The organism is Bacteroides difficilis, from assembly GCF_048319815.1.
In the GTDB taxonomy this organism is placed as follows: domain Bacteria; phylum Bacteroidota; class Bacteroidia; order Bacteroidales; family Bacteroidaceae; genus Bacteroides; species Bacteroides zhangwenhongii.
Genome location: NZ_CP182814.1, coordinates 1257319 through 1274422, shown reverse-complemented (window position 1 = coordinate 1274422; position 17104 = coordinate 1257319). Strand labels below are relative to the sequence as shown.

Below are 17104 nucleotides of genomic sequence, written 5' to 3'. Positions count from 1 at the left end.
AGATAATCTAAATCTTTGGAAGTTACCTCACATTTTTATTCTACCAATTGTATTTTACAAAGGATATTCCTCAAAAGCATATAAAATGGTAGACAGGTAACGTTCTCCAGTATCAGGAAGCAGAGCAACGATCATCTTCCCTGCATTTTCCGGTCGCTTCGCCAGTTCCGTAGCGACATATACAGCTGCTCCCGAAGATATACCTACCAATAAACCTTCTTGTTTGGCCAGTTCACGACTCGTACGAATAGCATCGTCATTCTGCACCTGAATAATTTCATCTACGACAGAAGCTTTGTACGTTTTAGGAATAAATCCTGCACCGATTCCCTGAATCTTATGAGGACCAGGTTTTCCTCCCGACAGTACAGGCGAATCAGATGGTTCCACTGCCACTATCTTTATACTCGGATCACGCATCTTCAATGCCTCACCTACACCGCTAACTGTCCCGCCAGTACCTACACCGGCTACAAAGATATCGACTTTCCCCTCGGTATCTCTCCATATTTCCAGACCGGTAGTTCGTAAATGCATGGCGGGGTTAGCAGGATTCTCAAATTGTTGTAAAATGACAGCTCCCGGAGTTACACCTTTTAATTCTTCCGCTTTGGCAATTGCCCCTTTCATACCATCCGCACCAGGAGTCAGCACTAATTCTGCTCCTAAGGCTTTCAGAAGATTACGTCGCTCAATACTCATTGTATCAGGCATCGTCAGAATCAGTTTATAGCCTTTCGCTGCTGAAACAAAAGCCAATCCCACACCGGTATTGCCGCTAGTCGGTTCAATGATCGTTGCTCCGGGTTGTAAGACGCCTTTTGTTTCAGCATCCTCAATCATAGCCAATGCGATACGATCCTTAACACTTCCCGCAGGATTAAAAGATTCAATCTTTACAATCAAACGGGCTTTCAAATCATTGTTTTTATTATAGTTACTAAGTTCCAATAACGGAGTATTACCTACTAGATCCGTCAATTTCTTTGCAATCTTTTCCATATATATCTGTTTTTAAATTTTCTTGTTTTAAGATATGACAAAGATAGTGCAGATTCTGTTCAGGGGAAATACCATAGATGTGGTAATTTCATACCACATCTGTCTGACTTTCGATCCAGATACTACAATAGGAAGTCAGCCCTCATAGGACTAAATGTATCAATCAGTACACCTGCTTCCAGACAAACGCATCCATGAGGCTGATCAGGTTCTACATAATAACCGTCGCCCGTAGAGAGAATTTCTTTCCGGTCACCAATGGTCAGTTCAAACTTGCCGCTTGCGACATAAGTAGCCTGGCTATGATAATGTTGATGTACAGCCCCAACGGCACCTTCCTCAAACTCCACCTTCACCATCATCAATTGCCCGTCATATCCCATCATCTGACGGCGGATTCCCGGAGCTGGTTTCTCCCAATCCAATTCTTTCTCAAACTGAAAAGCATCACTACGTGTTTTCATCTTCCAATCTATTATTATTTATAACTATATTATTTAAACCTCTTCACATAATCTACAATCAGATAGCAAGCCGGACCGAGCACCTGACCATGATCGAATCCCTGCATCTCATACAACGTCACTCTCTTATTACCTATACTTTTCAGGACAGCTTCCAACAGCGCATTTTCCTCATATCTTGCCGCCATCTCCAGATGCTTGTCACCCGTTATCAATACAAGAGGGGCTGTTTCCTTGCGGGCCTTATTTACCGGAGCATATTCATCAACCACCGGAATACCGTTAGGCAAACCACGTTCCTTACGAATAGTGAAATGTGTCACCGTCTGGCCACTAACCGGAAGATAAGCAGCCACACTATCAGCATCTACTCCGTATGTTGCCATATATTTTTTATCCATCGCCAGAATCAATGAAAGATAACCTCCCGCAGAATGGCCGGAAACAAAAATGCGATCCTTACATCCACCGTACTTCTCGATGTTCTTGAAAACCCATGCTACAGCTTCAGCTGCATCCTCAATATAAGCAGGATTCTTCGCCTTCGGACTTAAACGATAATTTACCGCCACCACTGCAAACCCTTGTTCTGTCAGTTCTTTGGGAATAAATTTACTTCCACCTTCCATACCCCCACCGTGGAACCATACGATAGTCGAAAAATCCCTCTTATTTTCGGGATAATAAATATCAAGTTTACAACGTTCCAGACGATAAGCGTCCATTTCAGAGTCAGGGACATAAGATATATCTTTGTCGGTACGATAAGAGTTCTGTGCTTGAACTATGCATGCAGAAAACAAAAAGAGAAGAAAGCAAATCTTTTTCATAATTTTATTCATTTTCAATAATTCAGTATTACATTAACTATCAACCTAAACAGTTCATTCTTTTTTCAGACAGGAACAAAGATAAGACCTTATTCCAAGAACATAAACAAAAAAAGACTAAGAAAAGAACTCTTACTATTGATTGGGTAAAGTTTCAACTTGGACAAACGCTATTCAATTTACCACTTCAAAATAAAAGATCACTTATTGATATTGTTTTTAATAATAACTTTAGCATTAATAATATCCCGCTTATCAATGTACAATTCAGGTTTCTCACCTGCGCTTTCCACCAAAGCTTCAATGGTGATACATTCATCCGGCAACCATTGTTTAAAATATAAGGTGTTATCTTTCAACTCGGCTATACTATTGTCTGTAGCGGATATTTGAATAATCTGTTTTATATTTCTCGTATACAAAGGAAGTCCATGCCCTTTAGTCACCAAAGATGACTGGGTTCCCTCACCCACAATATTCTGATTTCCTGTATTTTTTAGCATATAGCATATTCTCCAAAGATTTTCAATGGGCATCATATCCTCATACTTCACAAAAACTGCAAGGCCCGGAACATTCGGTCTTTGTGTCAATAACGTATTTTCCATACAGTAAATCGTCACTCTGGTTTTTCTTCTTGACATATGTGCCAAAAAAACAGTAAATAGTGCGCTGATAATAGCACAGATTATAGAATTTATAGTTCCCATGGTATATCTATTTTCTATTTGTTAGCCTGATTAACTGCTGTGTACAATACTCTAACTGTTCATTGACAAACTCCAGTCTCTTCTCTAATTTTTCAATTCTTTGCAGAGTTGCTTCTACATCAACTTCCACTCTTTCAATCTTCTCCTCCACATATTTGACAGTCTGCCAATCATACTTATTGTTTCGAACCTCCTCCTGTGTAGCAATATAAGCCGGGCAACTATTTTCCTGCCAAACCTGTTCACCACTAAGAAACCCCTTATAAGTGTTTAAAAGCTGTTCGACCATTGCATCCGAAAGTTTATAAATACCTTTATTCGAAATATATCCTTTACGCGCATCCATAAACAAAGTCTGCGTCGTCTTCCTGTCTTTTCTGAAAACAAGAATAGCCGTAGAAATAGCCGCACCATAAAACAGATTTTGTGGTAACTCAATAACCGTTTCAAGCAAATTATGCTCAATAATCTGATGCCGTATCTTACTTTCACTAGTACGAAACAAAACCCCCGCCGGAACCACGACAACAGCCCGCCCATTAGGTTTCAAACTTGCCAGAATGTGACTAATATATGCCCATGTAGCCTGACTTCTAGGAGGAATACCATATTGAAAGCGTCCATAACGATCAAACTCTGCTTCCTCTGTTGCCCACTTATCTGCAAATGGTGGTATAGAAGCAACAATATCAAACAGCTTTAACCCGCCGTCATCCGTCAGTTTAGGATTACTAAGGCTATCTCCCCAAAAAAAAGTGGAATCTTTGAATCCATTCAACATCAGATTCATTTTTGTCAATGCATATTGATTCCAGTTTGCCTCTTGCCCGAAAATACTAGCTCCTCTGATTCCAACCCTTTTACCAACTTCAACTAGTAAAGTACCACTGCCGGATACCGGATCGCACAAACTATTATTATCTTTATTATTACCTATCAATTCCGCCACCAAGCCAATAACCTCTTTAGGAGTAAGAACATTACTTATCTTCTTACCCGCCTCTTCGGCAAAAATGTATAATAACTGATTATATAAAACACCGATATCGATTAGCTTACCGGCATCATCTGTTAATGTCAGTTTCTGAAAAAGATGAAGAAGTTCATGCAATTTACTCAATCTCTCATTCGTATCTCCTAATATATTACTTTCGAAGTTGATAGCTCTATTAATCTCATAACCTTCAATTACACGGCTGTTTGCTTGCTCTAATTCATAAAGAGCAACATTGATCAACTTACCAAGCTCCGGCGAGCCAAGTTCTTTGTAGAGATAGTCAAAAGAGCTACGTTCAGACACCAGCAACCGGAGGAGAGGTTTATTCTCATCCGATTGAAAAGAATCGTTTGATTTGTAGTACTCGCTTGCAGATTTTAGAAATAGCAGAGCCAGTACATAATCCTTATACTGATTGACAGAAAGCGTTCCACCTAAGATTTGTTTCGCCTTACTCGCTATATAATATGCAGTTTCTATCATAACATATTTCATTTTAAAGAATCCATCAACAACTGTTCCTGCAAACTCCGTTTTAGCTCATTGATTTCACGGTAAATACTTTCCCCCTCTCTTCTCAATTGATCCATCTGTACAATAAGCTGTTGTGTCTGCATAGAAGGTATGCCGATCTGAAGATCACTTAGCACCGATTGAGGAATTACCTGAATTCCTGTACCTACCGATGATTTTTTCAATTTATTAAGAACAGATGGGGTATTGAGAAAACAGCAAAGAAATTCTGGTAGTATATCTTTTGATATAATACGTATAATAATGAATGACGAAGAAGCTACCATCTTTTCCACTAACCCATCATACAAAAAGCAATAATTAGAGGCTCCTTTAGCCGCAAACAATAAATCATTTTTCCGTAACCAGTATTGGTCACCAATCCCTCTATCCTCCACTGTAGTGATCCGACTGTAATCCGGCTTACTCCCCGGATTAATATCCTTAACCTGCAGATACTTTATATCACCTGCCGGATCGCTTTTCATATATATACCAGATTGCATAATGGCAATATCACTTATTCTCTTTATATCCTTTGATTTTATATTCATATAATACAGTCCCTACTTAAAAACGCTATTCTAAAAAGTTAAAGAATAAATTTCAGTTATCAGTTCAATCACACTGCAAATATATCACTCTTTTTGATATATAAATGCAATATAAGGAAAATAAAAACACAAAAAATGAAAATTACTTTTATAATCTCTTCTTATCAGAAGCAATATAAAGTAGAGACTCTACTATATAAGAATAAGTAAATATCAACCGGAAAAGATATAGTTGCATCTCATCCATACTCACATATAAACACCCGCCGTCTATAGCCGAACATTCAGAACCGAACACCCTTCCACCAATAAATGTCTTTTAAATAATTATACACTTGATAATATAGACTTTCAATGTTCTATTTTTAATATTCTGTAGAGAAATAGTTAATTAGAAAATAATGAACCAGAAAATAAACTGCATAAATAAATGCATGAGCATACAGAAAGATGCCTAATATTGTATAAAAGCAAACAGAATATACATCTTTCTCTATTCATAAACTGCTTATTGCTTTAAAACCAACGAAGTGTTCCTCGGTGTGCATCGATTTATTCTTCACCGAGGAGACTATCGCTCCTCGGTGAAGAAGATAAAAATGAACTATTAAGAAGTATTTTTTCTCTAGTTTAGCATAATATATCGGAAAGGAAAAAACAATAAAATGATTAGTTATTCGGGCATCTACTCTCCAAATAACAAAAATAATCAAAAATCTACCGCAACTCGATTGGTATATTTTCGAAACAGCAGAAATAGAAAATCGTGTAATTACAAATGCAGGATATTTTCCGGCTTTTCTTTACCGAACTGCAATTCACGTCCTTCTCCAATGATTAAATATCCCTTTTTTAAGAATCATCATTTTTTAAGAAGGCTACTGGTTCCTTCAGGAGGCTCTTTCAACTTTTATCCTTTAATAGTTCTTTTGTCTTATCCGCCAAAAACAGAGGAATATTAATCAAATTACCATCTTGTTTCAAATTCAGCATTGAATACCGGATCCGGCAAGCAGGCTGGAAAAGCTTCTCATACTGAATCAGACTTTTACCTGTTATACTCTGGTCAGCTTTCACTTCTATCGGATAGATATGATTGTCGTATTGAAGCAGAAAATCCACTTCAGCCTTATTGCCGGAAGTCCAATACCGAAAAGATGCCTGGAACTGCGCTGTAAGACTCTGCAACACATAATTCTCTGCCAAAGCTCCCTTATATTCCATATACCCAGGAGTAGACAGAAACAAAACACTTGCATCCAGCTCCGACAACTGCCTTAACAGTCCTACATCTAATGCGTAAAGTTTAAATGTACTCAAATCATCATATGCTTTCAATGGTAATTTGGGTGATTTGCTCAATGCAACTTTATTGATAAGTCCCGCCTGTTCCAGCCACAGAATAGCATCTTCATACTCACGAGCACGGGCACCGGGACGTACCAACTGATAAACAAACTTACGGTTCTCCTTCGCCAATTGTGAAGGCAGGGAATTCCATACATAATTAATGCGGGGAGCCAATACCGGCGTAGTATGTTTTACAAAATCCAATGCATAGTCATTCAAGATATCCCGAAGCGCCAAATCCACCTTTTCCATATCATTGAAGTCAATCATCAGAGTAGCAGGTTCGGGCATACCGCCACAAATGGAATAGGCAACAAATGATTCACGCAACTTATCGAAAAATATTTGAGGAAGAGGAGCTATTTCTTTAATAGAACACAGATACTCATACATATTCGGGTCTTTTGTCTTCAGAAATTCCGTAAAAGTAAGCGGATACATGGACAGGTGATTCACCTTTCCCACCGGAAAGGAATTGCCAATATGATTCAAATAAATACCTAATAAAGAACCTGCACAAGCTACCGCATATTCGGGAGCTTCCTCACAAAAATATTTCAGTGCGTTCAGTGCTTCATTACACTCCTGAATCTCATCCAATATGAGTAAAGTCGTTTGAGGATTGATTTTTTTTCCATGCAAGAAAGACAATTGCTGAATAATCCGCCTAGGGTCTTTGGTCGTTTTAAAGATATCGCAAAGCCCACTTTCATCCTTATCCAAACTAAAATAGGCGACATCCTCGAAATATTCCTTCCCGAAATATTTCAAAGCCCATGTCTTTCCTACTTGACGAGCCCCGTGAATAACGAGCGGTTTCCTGTTCACGTCCATTTTCCATGCTGCCAATTGCCTGATAATATCTCTTTCGAACATAATGAATCACATTTTTGATATCAGAAATGTGTAAATTATCACATTTCTGATATGAGTTTCGTGCGAATATACACATTATCCACATAAAACGAAAGAGAAGTTCAGAATAATAATTGAATTGCCAAGCATTAACAGATGCAAAAGGCTGCCAGAAGTGCCAGAATCCATCCCCTGGAAATTAGAGAGTATTTTGAAAAGAAAACGGTACAAGGAAAGTAGTTCGAGATTGTCATGAATGCTATTAAATACAAATTGACACAAAGAATGTTTGCTGTAGTAAAAAGAGGAACAGATCGCGATTGGTGAGACTGTTCCTTTTCGTGCATATAGAAAAACATCTCCTTTATTTCACATCATCCCACGCATCCGTCCGAAAAGGAAATGCAGCCAATCCAAAAGTATTACGCAGTAAGACATTTCCTACATAGTTACGAAAAGCATACCGCACAGCTATCGGTTGATTGACTTGTTCACTCCAAACTCTCACTGTGGGTGTACGATCTACAATTTGTGCTTGAGCCGGATAAAATTTCTTATCAGCTCCTGCAATCTCAAATCCTTCCAAGTTACAGAATGCCGGCGTTAATCCGGCAGAAGCATTATCAAAAGTGACAATTGCCTTACCCTCTAAGTAATCGACTTTCGTCATCGTCGGCCCAGTAGGTGGAAGTCTACAAATGTTATATGTTTTAGTTAAAGCCAGAGTAGCCAAACGAAGCCCTACTATGTCTTTTTGAGGTGGATGAATACAAAACTCATCACCAATGTCGGTAGTAGAAACCATACCGGAATTGGGTATCGCTTCAAGAGCTTTTGTCTGCGCTTCTCTTAATAAAGCTGCATCCGTATCCTGACTATCTTTATACTTATGAGGAGCAATCTGGACATAATAAAAAGGCATATCCGGTGCTTCCCAAACCTCTCTCCATAACTGAACCATAGCAGTCATCATCGGAGCATAACAGTAATAGTTGAAGATATTCGACTCCCCTTGATACCAAAGGAAACCACGTGCGGTAAAGTTCCTCACAGGCCACAACATGGTATCGTACATGCACTCCAAGCGATGATGCATTTTTAATTTCGAACTTCTGGCAGCCTCTATGTCTACTCCATCAATAGAAGCTAATGTTTTCTCATTCATCCATGATTCTATCCGGGAACCTCCCCAGCTACTAATAACCAGCCCTACCGGAATATCGAGCACTTCTGTGACTTGTTTTGCAAAGAAATAAGCAACCGCACTACAAGTCATGACCGCTTCCGGTGCCGATACCTCCCATTTTCTCCCTTCAAAATCAGTTCGTTGCTGTACATCTTTCGTTCTTGAAACAGCAATAAAGCGGATACGGTTACGATAATTACCAGCATGCAGAATTGTCTCCAATGAACGATCAATAGGCTGTCCCGTATTTCCCATCATACGCATATCCATATTAGATTGACCGGAACAAATCCAAACCTCCCCTATCAATATATCTGAAAGGATAACCTCCTCTCCATCACTAATTGTAATGAAATAAGGAGTATAGCTTGCCCCAGGAGTATTCACCTTAACCAACCAGGCTCCGTTCTTATCCGTTAGTACCTGATAAGTCTGATTATTCCAGGAGGTAGTAACAGTAACTTTCTTATTATCCGCCCATCCCCACAGTTTAACGCTACTATTTTGCTGGAGTATCATATGATCTCCCATCATAGCAGGTAATTTAATCTTTCCCTGTATAAAAGATGAAAAACAGAAGCATAAAATCAAAATACTTAGAAGCTTTTTCATATTGTTCATATAAAGTTTGGCCCAGGATTACATTAAAATTGTACCCCTGGGCCAAGATTCGTTCATATCCGTTAATTCATTACCAAACTCATATCGTCAAGGAACGGCTGTTGATTTCCATTTCTTCTCCAAACAATATATACATCTGTCTTATCAGCAGGCATAATGAAAGTATAAGAAACTTTCTTATGCTCATCAGAACTGCTTAAAACGCCATCGGAAGCCGCAACAAATCCAAAAGTAACTTCCGGAGCCAATGGATTGGATAATGTCGGTATGTCCGTTTCATTAATCACCGCACCAAGCCTGATATTTCCCGGCTGAGGCATTTCCGCCGCTGAAGGAGTCTTGAACCAGAAGGAAAATGTATAAGACTTGCCTGGAGTCAACCCTTTCACCTTTCTCCATAACCAGTCTAAAGAATTGGCAGTTTCGTTCTCACGCATACGTACGAATAAATAAGATGATCCGGTATGAGGTATAGGCGAGTTTGCAGCAACCCGGACGGCAGTGGCACTTGCTCCGAATTTACCAATCCCCTGACTATCCGATCCACCCCATTCTCCAAGAGCCGGCCAATATTTGTTGGTAGTAATTCTCTCAAAGCTGTAATCTTCTTCAGGAGTATCCAATAAGTTCACTCCCCCCATTGCTTCAGTTTGCTGAACAATATCTACACTTTTAGTGATACCCTGAGCAGTAATAGTAATCTTTCCTTCCCGGATCACATCACCCCCATTCTTTTCCACTACAAAATTCAAGGTTCCATCCTCCAAGCCCGCGGTTTCGCTGGTAAAACTAATCCACTCTACATCGGTTGAAGCCTCCCAACCGACATTACAAACGAAAGATATAGAGTTTCTTCCACCCTCAAAATCCAGTTTGATAGGACTTTTGGTAGTGATGCTTAACTGTGGCGTAGAAGTATCTCTATATTTCTGATGAATATTCAATCTTTTTTCCAATTCACCGGCCACTATCTTAATCACACCCATTCTGTCCACCCCTTCATCATTTTTAGTAACCTTTGCATTTATGGTAGCACTCTGACTGCCTGCCTTAGCATCCAAAGTAATCCAAGCGGCATCTGTTGATACCTGCCAGTCCAAATTACAAAGGAATTCTATCGGTATAGTTCCCCCATAAGTGCTAAGAGCTTCAATATCTTCCGTTATGATATAAAGAGTCGGTTTGTTCTGTATTTCATCATCATCGTCACATGATTGCAAAACTCCGGCAGACACTCCGAATAGCCCGATGCCTATCATTATCATAAATGACTTTATCCAATGGTCTGAAATATATTTTCTCATAATCTATCGCTTTTGAATTATTCATTAATTTCTGCTGAAAGAAGCCGGGTATATCCCAATAAGTCCATATATGACGACTCTCTGTTGAATGTACCCGAGTTTATCAATTGCCTGATAGGTTCGCTATCCGGATAATATCGCAACCCCATTTCATACATACCCGGATTATCACCGGCTTTTGTCATACGTTCCGTTTCACCACAATAATATCCTGACTTTATACATGAATCCATAGACCGGTAGAAATCACTGTAATACTCAAAACAGTAACGTAAATTCTCTCCGGTCGGAGCTGTATACGCAAACAAATCCAACCCGTTATTATAGCACATACGAGCAGTTGTAGACAATAATGTGAGTGTGAGATGCGTATATTGCAATCCCTTTAATGGCCCTGTGTCGTGACGGTAACGATCATAAATTTCCCCCTTCACAGGAGGAGCCGAACCTGCTTTTTCTCTTGAGCACGGAGTATCGCCATCCATCAATATACAGCCGCTTAACAGTTCTTTTACATCCCTTGGGTTTGCAGGAGAATCAATAGCGAACTGAACCAATTCATCATCATCTGTAACCAGTCCGAGCATCAGTATTCCCATTGAATGGGCTACAAGATGATTCTGGTAATATTGCTTATTAAAGTAATCGTTATCTTCCCACAAATTGATACTAATCATCCCTTCCCTATATAGCACCTGGAACCAATCTGTTATATTCTTCTTTGTCTCATCACTCATGATATTCTCCGAAATCAGCATATCATAAGCACAAACCATTGGATACATACCTCTGGTAAGATACATCGCACTGCCCGCATCAGCCACATAACTAATGTCTTTACACGCTTTCGCCCAAGCCTCTATTATTTCAATTGATTTCCGGGCATATTTTTTATCCCCTGTAAACCAGTATGCCAAAGCCAGATCGCGGGAGTTTGATCCGGGAACATAACTCTCTTCAATAAACTTTGTAGGATCTTGTCCCGTATAAGGAGTCGCCGTATAAGTCAGTGCATTGTTACAGCGCTTCATCAGATTGTTGTAGGTCGTTGTTATACTTGCCGAACTGTTGCCTTCAACCATTTGTTTTATATTCAACAATTCCTCTTTGGTATAAAGGATAGAAGGATGTTTATGTTCTATATCAATCGTTTTTATAGATTGTCTGATTTCTATTATCTTTATGTTACCTCCACAAGTAATAGAGAGCTTTCCCGTACGATCCCCTCCAGATGTATTTTTCTCTATATGAATCTTTATAATTGCATTGCCGCTACCCTCTGTCGGCCCCCCAAATGTTATCCACGACACATCTGATGAAATTGTCCAGTTATCATAGCAAATGAACTTAATCAGTTCTTCCCCGCCACCATATCCAATACTAACGGCATCATCTGAAACTAAAGCTATTTCCGTATTCTTCGCGTTATCATTACACGCCATAAGCATCTGTGCTAACAACAGCAAAGTCAGGATGATCGAATGTTTATATCCTAAATTCATATTATTTTCGTTTAATAGTTAACGTTCTTATTCCATATAAAAAACTTCTTCCAATGGAATACTGACAGGTGAATTATCCGGATTAACTGCCATGATATCCGCCATATAGTCCCACCATTTTTTCACGATTTCATTATCGCCCATATCTTGCGAACCTGCACCATCATTCTTCTGCACAGCATACAATACATTCGTTTCCTGATCCCAGAATATAGAATAATCGGACACTCCGTTCGCCTTCAAAAGCTTTACCAGTTCAGGCCATATTTCGCTATGCCGCTTTTGATATTCTTTTTCAAAACCGGGTTTCAAATACATTTTAAAAGCTTCTCTTTTCATTGTTTACCTCCATTTGTTTACTAAGTACATACAAAAAACGGACAAGTTACCATCCCGGATTATTAGGTTTCAGAGCCGGATTCCGCTGAATTTCTTCACTTGGGATGGGCCACAGATAATCTCTTTCCGTAAACTTACGGGTAAAGCGAATTTCTCCGGTAAAGTCTTTCTCCTGACGATTATTCAGATATTGCACAGCCAACCCCCAACGTCTTAAATCACTGAAACGATGTCCTTCACCAACAAGTTCCACAGCCCGCTCGTGCATAATACGCTCGAACATATCCTCTTTATCTGAAACCTGTAACCAGACCGGTCCGCTATTTAATGCCGGCATATTCGTTGACTGTCTTTTTCTTACCTTATTCAGTTCAGCGACAGCCTTGTCCAATTGGTTATCTTCATTATAAGCTTCAGCCAGCATCAATAATACATCTGCAAAACGAATGATAGGGAAGTTGATAGGAGTGTAATTACGATTGGTGATAGCACCACCCATATCTTCAATCGGAACAAACTTCCGGTAAAAATACACATTCCAGCCTCTGTCATTCTGAATAAAACCATTGGCCACCGTAGTACCTGCCGCAATCGCATACAATTGCTTTTTAGCCCCTGTTCCCACTATATAGCCATTATAATAAGAGTAAGGAACAATCAATGACTGCATCATTCTCGGATCTCTTCCTCTGTAAATCTCACCTAACAGAGTGGTATCAGGGATTGTTTCCAATTTCTGTTTGGTCGAATTCAAGGTTGCCTGAAACGCTTTTTTCTTCACTGCATCACTTTCATTATATCCGGGAATATAATTATTCCAGTTAAACTTCTGTCCATCCTTCTCTTCATACATATCCGCCAAAGTTACCGACGGCATACAAGTAGCACGACCACCGCCATAAGAGCCGCGTGTTCCATACAAAGTACAAAGCGGCATACCATACAAATTGTCAGTAGTACCTTTATTTTGAATGGCAAATACCGTTTCATTATCATTAGGAACCGGTCCTGCCGAAGTGAACAAAGTCAGATAATCCGGATACAATTGATAACCATACTGATTGGTTTTGTTATATACAATTTCCTCAAAATCGGCAATCGCTTCAGACCAATTCTTTGTATAAAGATATGCTTTTCCACGTAATGCATAAGCCGCTCCCTTTGTCGCCCTTCCATAGTCGGAGACCGCCCATTTGAGAGGAAGGTTTGCAATAGCAAAAGTCAGATCTTTAATAATGAAATTCCAAACCTCCTCTCTTGAATTACGAGGCAGCAACATTTCATTGAAAGATTCGGAGACTTCCCAACTCTCATCATAGATAGGTACTCCGCCAAAAAAATCAGCTAAATGGAAATAATACAAAGCCCGCAGAAAATGAGCTTCTCCCAAGACGTTATTTTTCACCTGGTCGTCAATTGACATACCCGATACATTCTTAATAACGGTATTGGCACGCTGCACACCATCATAAGTGTCCCGCCAATTTTGCACCAGGAAATCATACGCACCGTTATATGTGCCCTGTTCAACAGGTCCGCCCGGTCCGTGACCTATATCCGAGTAAGTGTCGAAAAGAGGCATATAGCCATAAGCACCATAATCCTTCAGTTGGGCATATACCCCCATAACTCCCGATTTGGCATCGGCTTCCGTTTTCCAATAGTTATTTTGAGCGACCTTATCATACGGAGCCACATCCAGATCATAACAGCTGCTGAATCCCAGTGTCACGGCAACCGCTACCATAATATAATTGACTGTTTTCATAATCATATTTTTTAAAAGACTACATTCACACGTACCGTTATCTGCTTCATCGTCGGATAAGTTGTACCACTTATCTCCGGATCAATCCCTTTATAGGAAGTAAAAGTTAGCATATTCTCCAAACTTGTGTATAGTCGAAGTTGGGATATATCCAGCTTTTGAAGAAGTTTCTTAGGAATCTTGTACCCTATCTGAACATTCTTTAATCGCAAATATGACTTATTCTGAACCCAAAAATCACTCGGCTGGGCATTTAACGTATTCAACCCGGTCAGTAATCTGGGATAAGTCGCATTTGTACGCCCTTCCCGCCAGGCACCTTCGGCTATTTCTTTGTTGATTACATCTCCATAATTAATATATCCCATATAGAATTTATCTTGCCAATATACCTGCAAACCGGCATTTCCCTGGAACAAACAAGAGAAGTCGAATCCATTCCATTCTGCCCCTAAGGAGAAGCCATACGTCAGACGGGGAGCAAGTCCATGCCCTACTGCATATTTATCATTATCGTCGATGACACCGTCACCATTCAAATCTTTATATAAGAAATCGCCTTTCTTCGGAGTTCCATAAGAAGCAAACGGGTTAACACGTTGTCCGGTAGCAGGATCGACCGGTGCGTCTTTAATCATCTTTTCAACAAACAACATATCTTCGTCCGTTTGAAGAATCCGGTCTACCGCCAATACATATTGAATATTGATAGGATAGCCTTCCTGAATCATGTTCGTCCCCGAAATCGATCTTTCCTCTCCTTTAAACCGGGTTACTTCATTATCTATGAAAGTAAAATTACCACCCACAAAATAGTTTACTTTACCAATCCTATGATTCCACTTCAGATTCATCTCCATACCTCTATTCCGCACTCTTGCTGCATTTTGAGTAGGGATAGACGCATTACCAACAAGCAATGGTGCCGGTAGATCGATAAGAATATCATGCGTATCCTTATTAAAAAGTTCTATTGTTCCATCCAACTTTGAGCCAAAAAGACTGAAGTCAAGTCCGATATTGGTGACATAGGTCGTTTCCCATGAAACCAACGCATTAGCTAACTGTATCTGTGCCAACCCCGGCACAACAGAGTTTCCTAAGACATAATTATCTTTATTGTACACAGACTGGTATTCATAATTATCTACCGCATTATTACCCAATGCACCCCATGAAAGCCTCAACTTCAACATATCCAGCCATTTAATTGAATTCATAAAGTTTTCTTCCGACATACGCCATCCCAAGGAGAAGGAAGGGAACGTCCCCCACCGGTGATCTTTATGGAAGCGGGAAGAACCGTCCCGACGAATATTCCCTTCAAACAGATATTTGTCCGCCCATGACAGATTTATTCGTCCGAAATAAGAACGCATCACCCAGTCTGTGGCAGCCCCACTTGTTTCAGAATCCCCGGTGGCACCATTAATGACCGACAAATTATCTGCAAGAAGATCGTATCTCTTCGCCTCAAACCATTTTACATTATCCTTTTCCTGACTGGCTCCCGTCAATATGCCTACATCCAACCTATCAAAAAATGTCTTCTGATAGCGAGCTACCACATCAGCTACATGATGCGTATTAGTCCAATTTTTATTTCTTACAAACGTTCTACCGGCTGCCGTCTGGGTTATTGTGTTGGATTGAAAACTCCAACGGTCAGCATAAACTGGAGTCTCTTCCTCTTGCAGATTATTACGGCGATACGTGTAAGACGCCTCTATATTTAAACCTTTGAAAACCTTTATATTCGCCCAGAAACGGGAAGTGAGATTATTAACTTCAATATCTCCCTGATACATATTCAGGTGATAGAGAGGACTTTGTACCTGCTGATTTTCCTCCGGATTCTCGGCAGATCCATACCTGCCATCCGGATGCCGGTAGACAATACCGGGGCTGGAGATATTACTAAAAAGCGAACTCATGTATTTGGAACCCATCTCGGCATTTGATTTCAGACCGCTGATATTCATCCCCATTGTAATCCAAGGCTTTAGTTCGGCATTCACATTCAGACGGGCAGTGAATCTTTCATAAGCCGAATTCTCCACAATACCCGGATTGTTCAGATAAGCCACAGAACCAAATGCTTTCAGTTTCTGGTTTCCGACAGAGAATGATAAATTATGATTAGTAGACACCCCTGTTGAAAAAACTTCATCCTCCCACTTTGTATTCGGATACAAGTAAGGTTCATTGGGGTGAACTCTCCATTCCGCTATTTTCCGTTCCGAATATACCGGCATTGCTGTCGGGTCAACATTATAAGCCGCTTCGTTATAATACTCCATATAATCGGCATAGTTGTATACAGTTTCGATTGTATTCGAAGGTTTCTGGAAAGAAACATACCCATTATAGGAAATCGACGCTTTGCCTTCCGAGCCTTTCTTGGTCGTTATCAGGATGACTCCATTGGCGGCTCTTGAACCATAGATAGCAGAAGATGACGCATCTTTCAGTACAGATACTGATTCTACATCCTGTGGGTTAACCTCATTTATATTTCCTTCTGCCCCATCAATAATAATCAATGGCGAAGAATTATTCAGAGTTCCCTGTCCCCTGATAAGCAAGGTAGCTCCATCGTTATTAGGACGGGCTGATCCCTGATTGACATACAGTCCCGAACTTAATCCTGCCAATCCGGTTGAAAGACTGGTCATCGGGCGGCTTTCGGCCTGTTCTGCCAGATTCACCGTAGATACCGAACCTGTCAGATTCACTTTTTTCTGGGTGGCGTATCCTACTACCACCACTTCTTCCAGTGTTTTTCCATCCTCAACCAGAGTAATAGTCGCTCCATTAGCCTTTGATGCAATCATTTCCTGAGAAGCATATCCCATATAAGAGATGACAAGTATATCTTTTGCCTGAACCTTGAAAGAAAACCGCCCCTCTATATTAGTGATAGTCCCCGTTTGTTTCCCTTTTACCTGAACGGTAGCTCCAATCAGGGGCTCATTGTTCACATCTACGACTTTGCCGCTTATATTTAACGGATCTTGAGCCCACAGATCTCCTATCGGGATCATGAGCATGAACATAATCACGTATAATGAATATATTCCTTTACTGATGTTTCTCTGTTTCATAGATA

The 17104-nt window shown here is 40.1% G+C and carries 13 protein-coding genes; all 13 read right to left on the bottom strand.

Features of this window, described 5'->3' with window-relative positions; all coding sequences use genetic code 11:
• Positions 1-54 precede the first annotated feature (54 nt).
• The gene (gene cysK, locus ACNOGP_RS04695; RefSeq protein WP_418214203.1) at positions 55-1002 is read right to left on the bottom strand and encodes a cysteine synthase A; all 948 of its coding nucleotides are present in this window, start codon (positions 1000-1002) and stop codon (positions 55-57) included.
• A 122-nt stretch (positions 1003-1124) separates the two neighbouring features.
• The gene (locus ACNOGP_RS04690; protein WP_418214202.1) at positions 1125-1466 is read right to left on the bottom strand and encodes a cupin domain-containing protein; all 342 of its coding nucleotides are present in this window, start codon (positions 1464-1466) and stop codon (positions 1125-1127) included.
• Positions 1467-1495: 29 nt separating this feature from the next.
• On the bottom strand, positions 1496-2296 hold the full coding sequence (locus ACNOGP_RS04685) for an alpha/beta hydrolase (RefSeq protein ID WP_418214201.1): 801 nt from the start codon (positions 2294-2296) through the stop codon (positions 1496-1498).
• Between the two features lie 200 nt (positions 2297-2496).
• Positions 2497-2904, bottom strand: coding sequence for a hypothetical protein (locus tag ACNOGP_RS04680; protein WP_418214200.1), 408 nt, complete (start codon positions 2902-2904; stop codon positions 2497-2499).
• Between the two features lie 109 nt (positions 2905-3013).
• The gene (locus ACNOGP_RS04675) at positions 3014-4486 is read right to left on the bottom strand and encodes an N-6 DNA methylase (protein ID WP_418214199.1); all 1473 of its coding nucleotides are present in this window, start codon (positions 4484-4486) and stop codon (positions 3014-3016) included.
• A gap of 8 nt (positions 4487-4494) precedes the next feature.
• Positions 4495-5070 (bottom strand): restriction endonuclease subunit S, encoded by a 576-nt coding sequence (locus ACNOGP_RS04670; protein ID WP_186966138.1) that lies wholly within the window; start codon positions 5068-5070, stop codon positions 4495-4497.
• Between the two features lie 903 nt (positions 5071-5973).
• Positions 5974-7296: an ATP-binding protein gene (locus tag ACNOGP_RS04665; protein ID WP_418214198.1), complete on the bottom strand. Its 1323-nt coding sequence runs from the start codon at positions 7294-7296 to the stop codon at positions 5974-5976.
• Positions 7297-7639: 343 nt separating this feature from the next.
• On the bottom strand, positions 7640-9073 hold the full coding sequence (locus ACNOGP_RS04660) for a sialate O-acetylesterase (RefSeq protein WP_418214197.1): 1434 nt from the start codon (positions 9071-9073) through the stop codon (positions 7640-7642).
• A gap of 71 nt (positions 9074-9144) precedes the next feature.
• Positions 9145-10386, bottom strand: a complete 1242-nt coding sequence (locus ACNOGP_RS04655; RefSeq protein WP_418214196.1) for a BACON domain-containing protein — start codon at positions 10384-10386, stop codon at positions 9145-9147.
• A gap of 17 nt (positions 10387-10403) precedes the next feature.
• Entirely contained in the window at positions 10404-11888 is a 1485-nt protein-coding gene (locus ACNOGP_RS04650) for an alginate lyase family protein (protein ID WP_418214195.1), read from the bottom strand.
• A gap of 27 nt (positions 11889-11915) precedes the next feature.
• Complete coding sequence (gene rhaM / locus ACNOGP_RS04645; RefSeq protein ID WP_074635802.1) at positions 11916-12227, bottom strand: L-rhamnose mutarotase; 312 nt, start codon at positions 12225-12227, stop codon at positions 11916-11918.
• 46 nt (positions 12228-12273) lie between these two features.
• A complete protein-coding gene (locus ACNOGP_RS04640) occupies positions 12274-13995 on the bottom strand; it encodes a RagB/SusD family nutrient uptake outer membrane protein (protein ID WP_074556604.1) in 1722 nt (573 codons plus the stop codon).
• An 11-nt stretch (positions 13996-14006) separates the two neighbouring features.
• Positions 14007-17099: a SusC/RagA family TonB-linked outer membrane protein gene (locus tag ACNOGP_RS04635; protein ID WP_418214194.1), complete on the bottom strand. Its 3093-nt coding sequence runs from the start codon at positions 17097-17099 to the stop codon at positions 14007-14009.
• Positions 17100-17104 lie beyond the last annotated feature (5 nt).

What these genes read in the sequence shown, in the direction of transcription:
- cysK (WP_418214203.1), bottom strand. Translation starts at nt 1,002, where the DNA reads ATGGAAAAGATTGCAAAGAAATTGACGGATCTAGTAGGTAATACTCCG.
- ACNOGP_RS04690 (WP_418214202.1), bottom strand. Translation starts at nt 1,466, where the DNA reads ATGAAAACACGTAGTGATGCTTTTCAGTTTGAGAAAGAATTGGATTGG.
- ACNOGP_RS04685 (WP_418214201.1), bottom strand. Translation starts at nt 2,296, where the DNA reads ATGAAAAAGATTTGCTTTCTTCTCTTTTTGTTTTCTGCATGCATAGTT.
- ACNOGP_RS04680 (WP_418214200.1), bottom strand. Translation starts at nt 2,904, where the DNA reads ATGGAAAATACGTTATTGACACAAAGACCGAATGTTCCGGGCCTTGCA.
- ACNOGP_RS04675 (WP_418214199.1), bottom strand. Translation starts at nt 4,486, where the DNA reads ATGATAGAAACTGCATATTATATAGCGAGTAAGGCGAAACAAATCTTA.
- ACNOGP_RS04670 (WP_186966138.1), bottom strand. Translation starts at nt 5,070, where the DNA reads ATGAATATAAAATCAAAGGATATAAAGAGAATAAGTGATATTGCCATT.
- ACNOGP_RS04665 (WP_418214198.1), bottom strand. Translation starts at nt 7,296, where the DNA reads ATGTTCGAAAGAGATATTATCAGGCAATTGGCAGCATGGAAAATGGAC.
- ACNOGP_RS04660 (WP_418214197.1), bottom strand. Translation starts at nt 9,073, where the DNA reads ATGAAAAAGCTTCTAAGTATTTTGATTTTATGCTTCTGTTTTTCATCT.
- ACNOGP_RS04655 (WP_418214196.1), bottom strand. Translation starts at nt 10,386, where the DNA reads ATGAGAAAATATATTTCAGACCATTGGATAAAGTCATTTATGATAATG.
- ACNOGP_RS04650 (WP_418214195.1), bottom strand. Translation starts at nt 11,888, where the DNA reads ATGAATTTAGGATATAAACATTCGATCATCCTGACTTTGCTGTTGTTA.
- rhaM (WP_074635802.1), bottom strand. Translation starts at nt 12,227, where the DNA reads ATGAAAAGAGAAGCTTTTAAAATGTATTTGAAACCCGGTTTTGAAAAA.
- ACNOGP_RS04640 (WP_074556604.1), bottom strand. Translation starts at nt 13,995, where the DNA reads ATGAAAACAGTCAATTATATTATGGTAGCGGTTGCCGTGACACTGGGA.
- ACNOGP_RS04635 (WP_418214194.1), bottom strand. Translation starts at nt 17,099, where the DNA reads ATGAAACAGAGAAACATCAGTAAAGGAATATATTCATTATACGTGATT.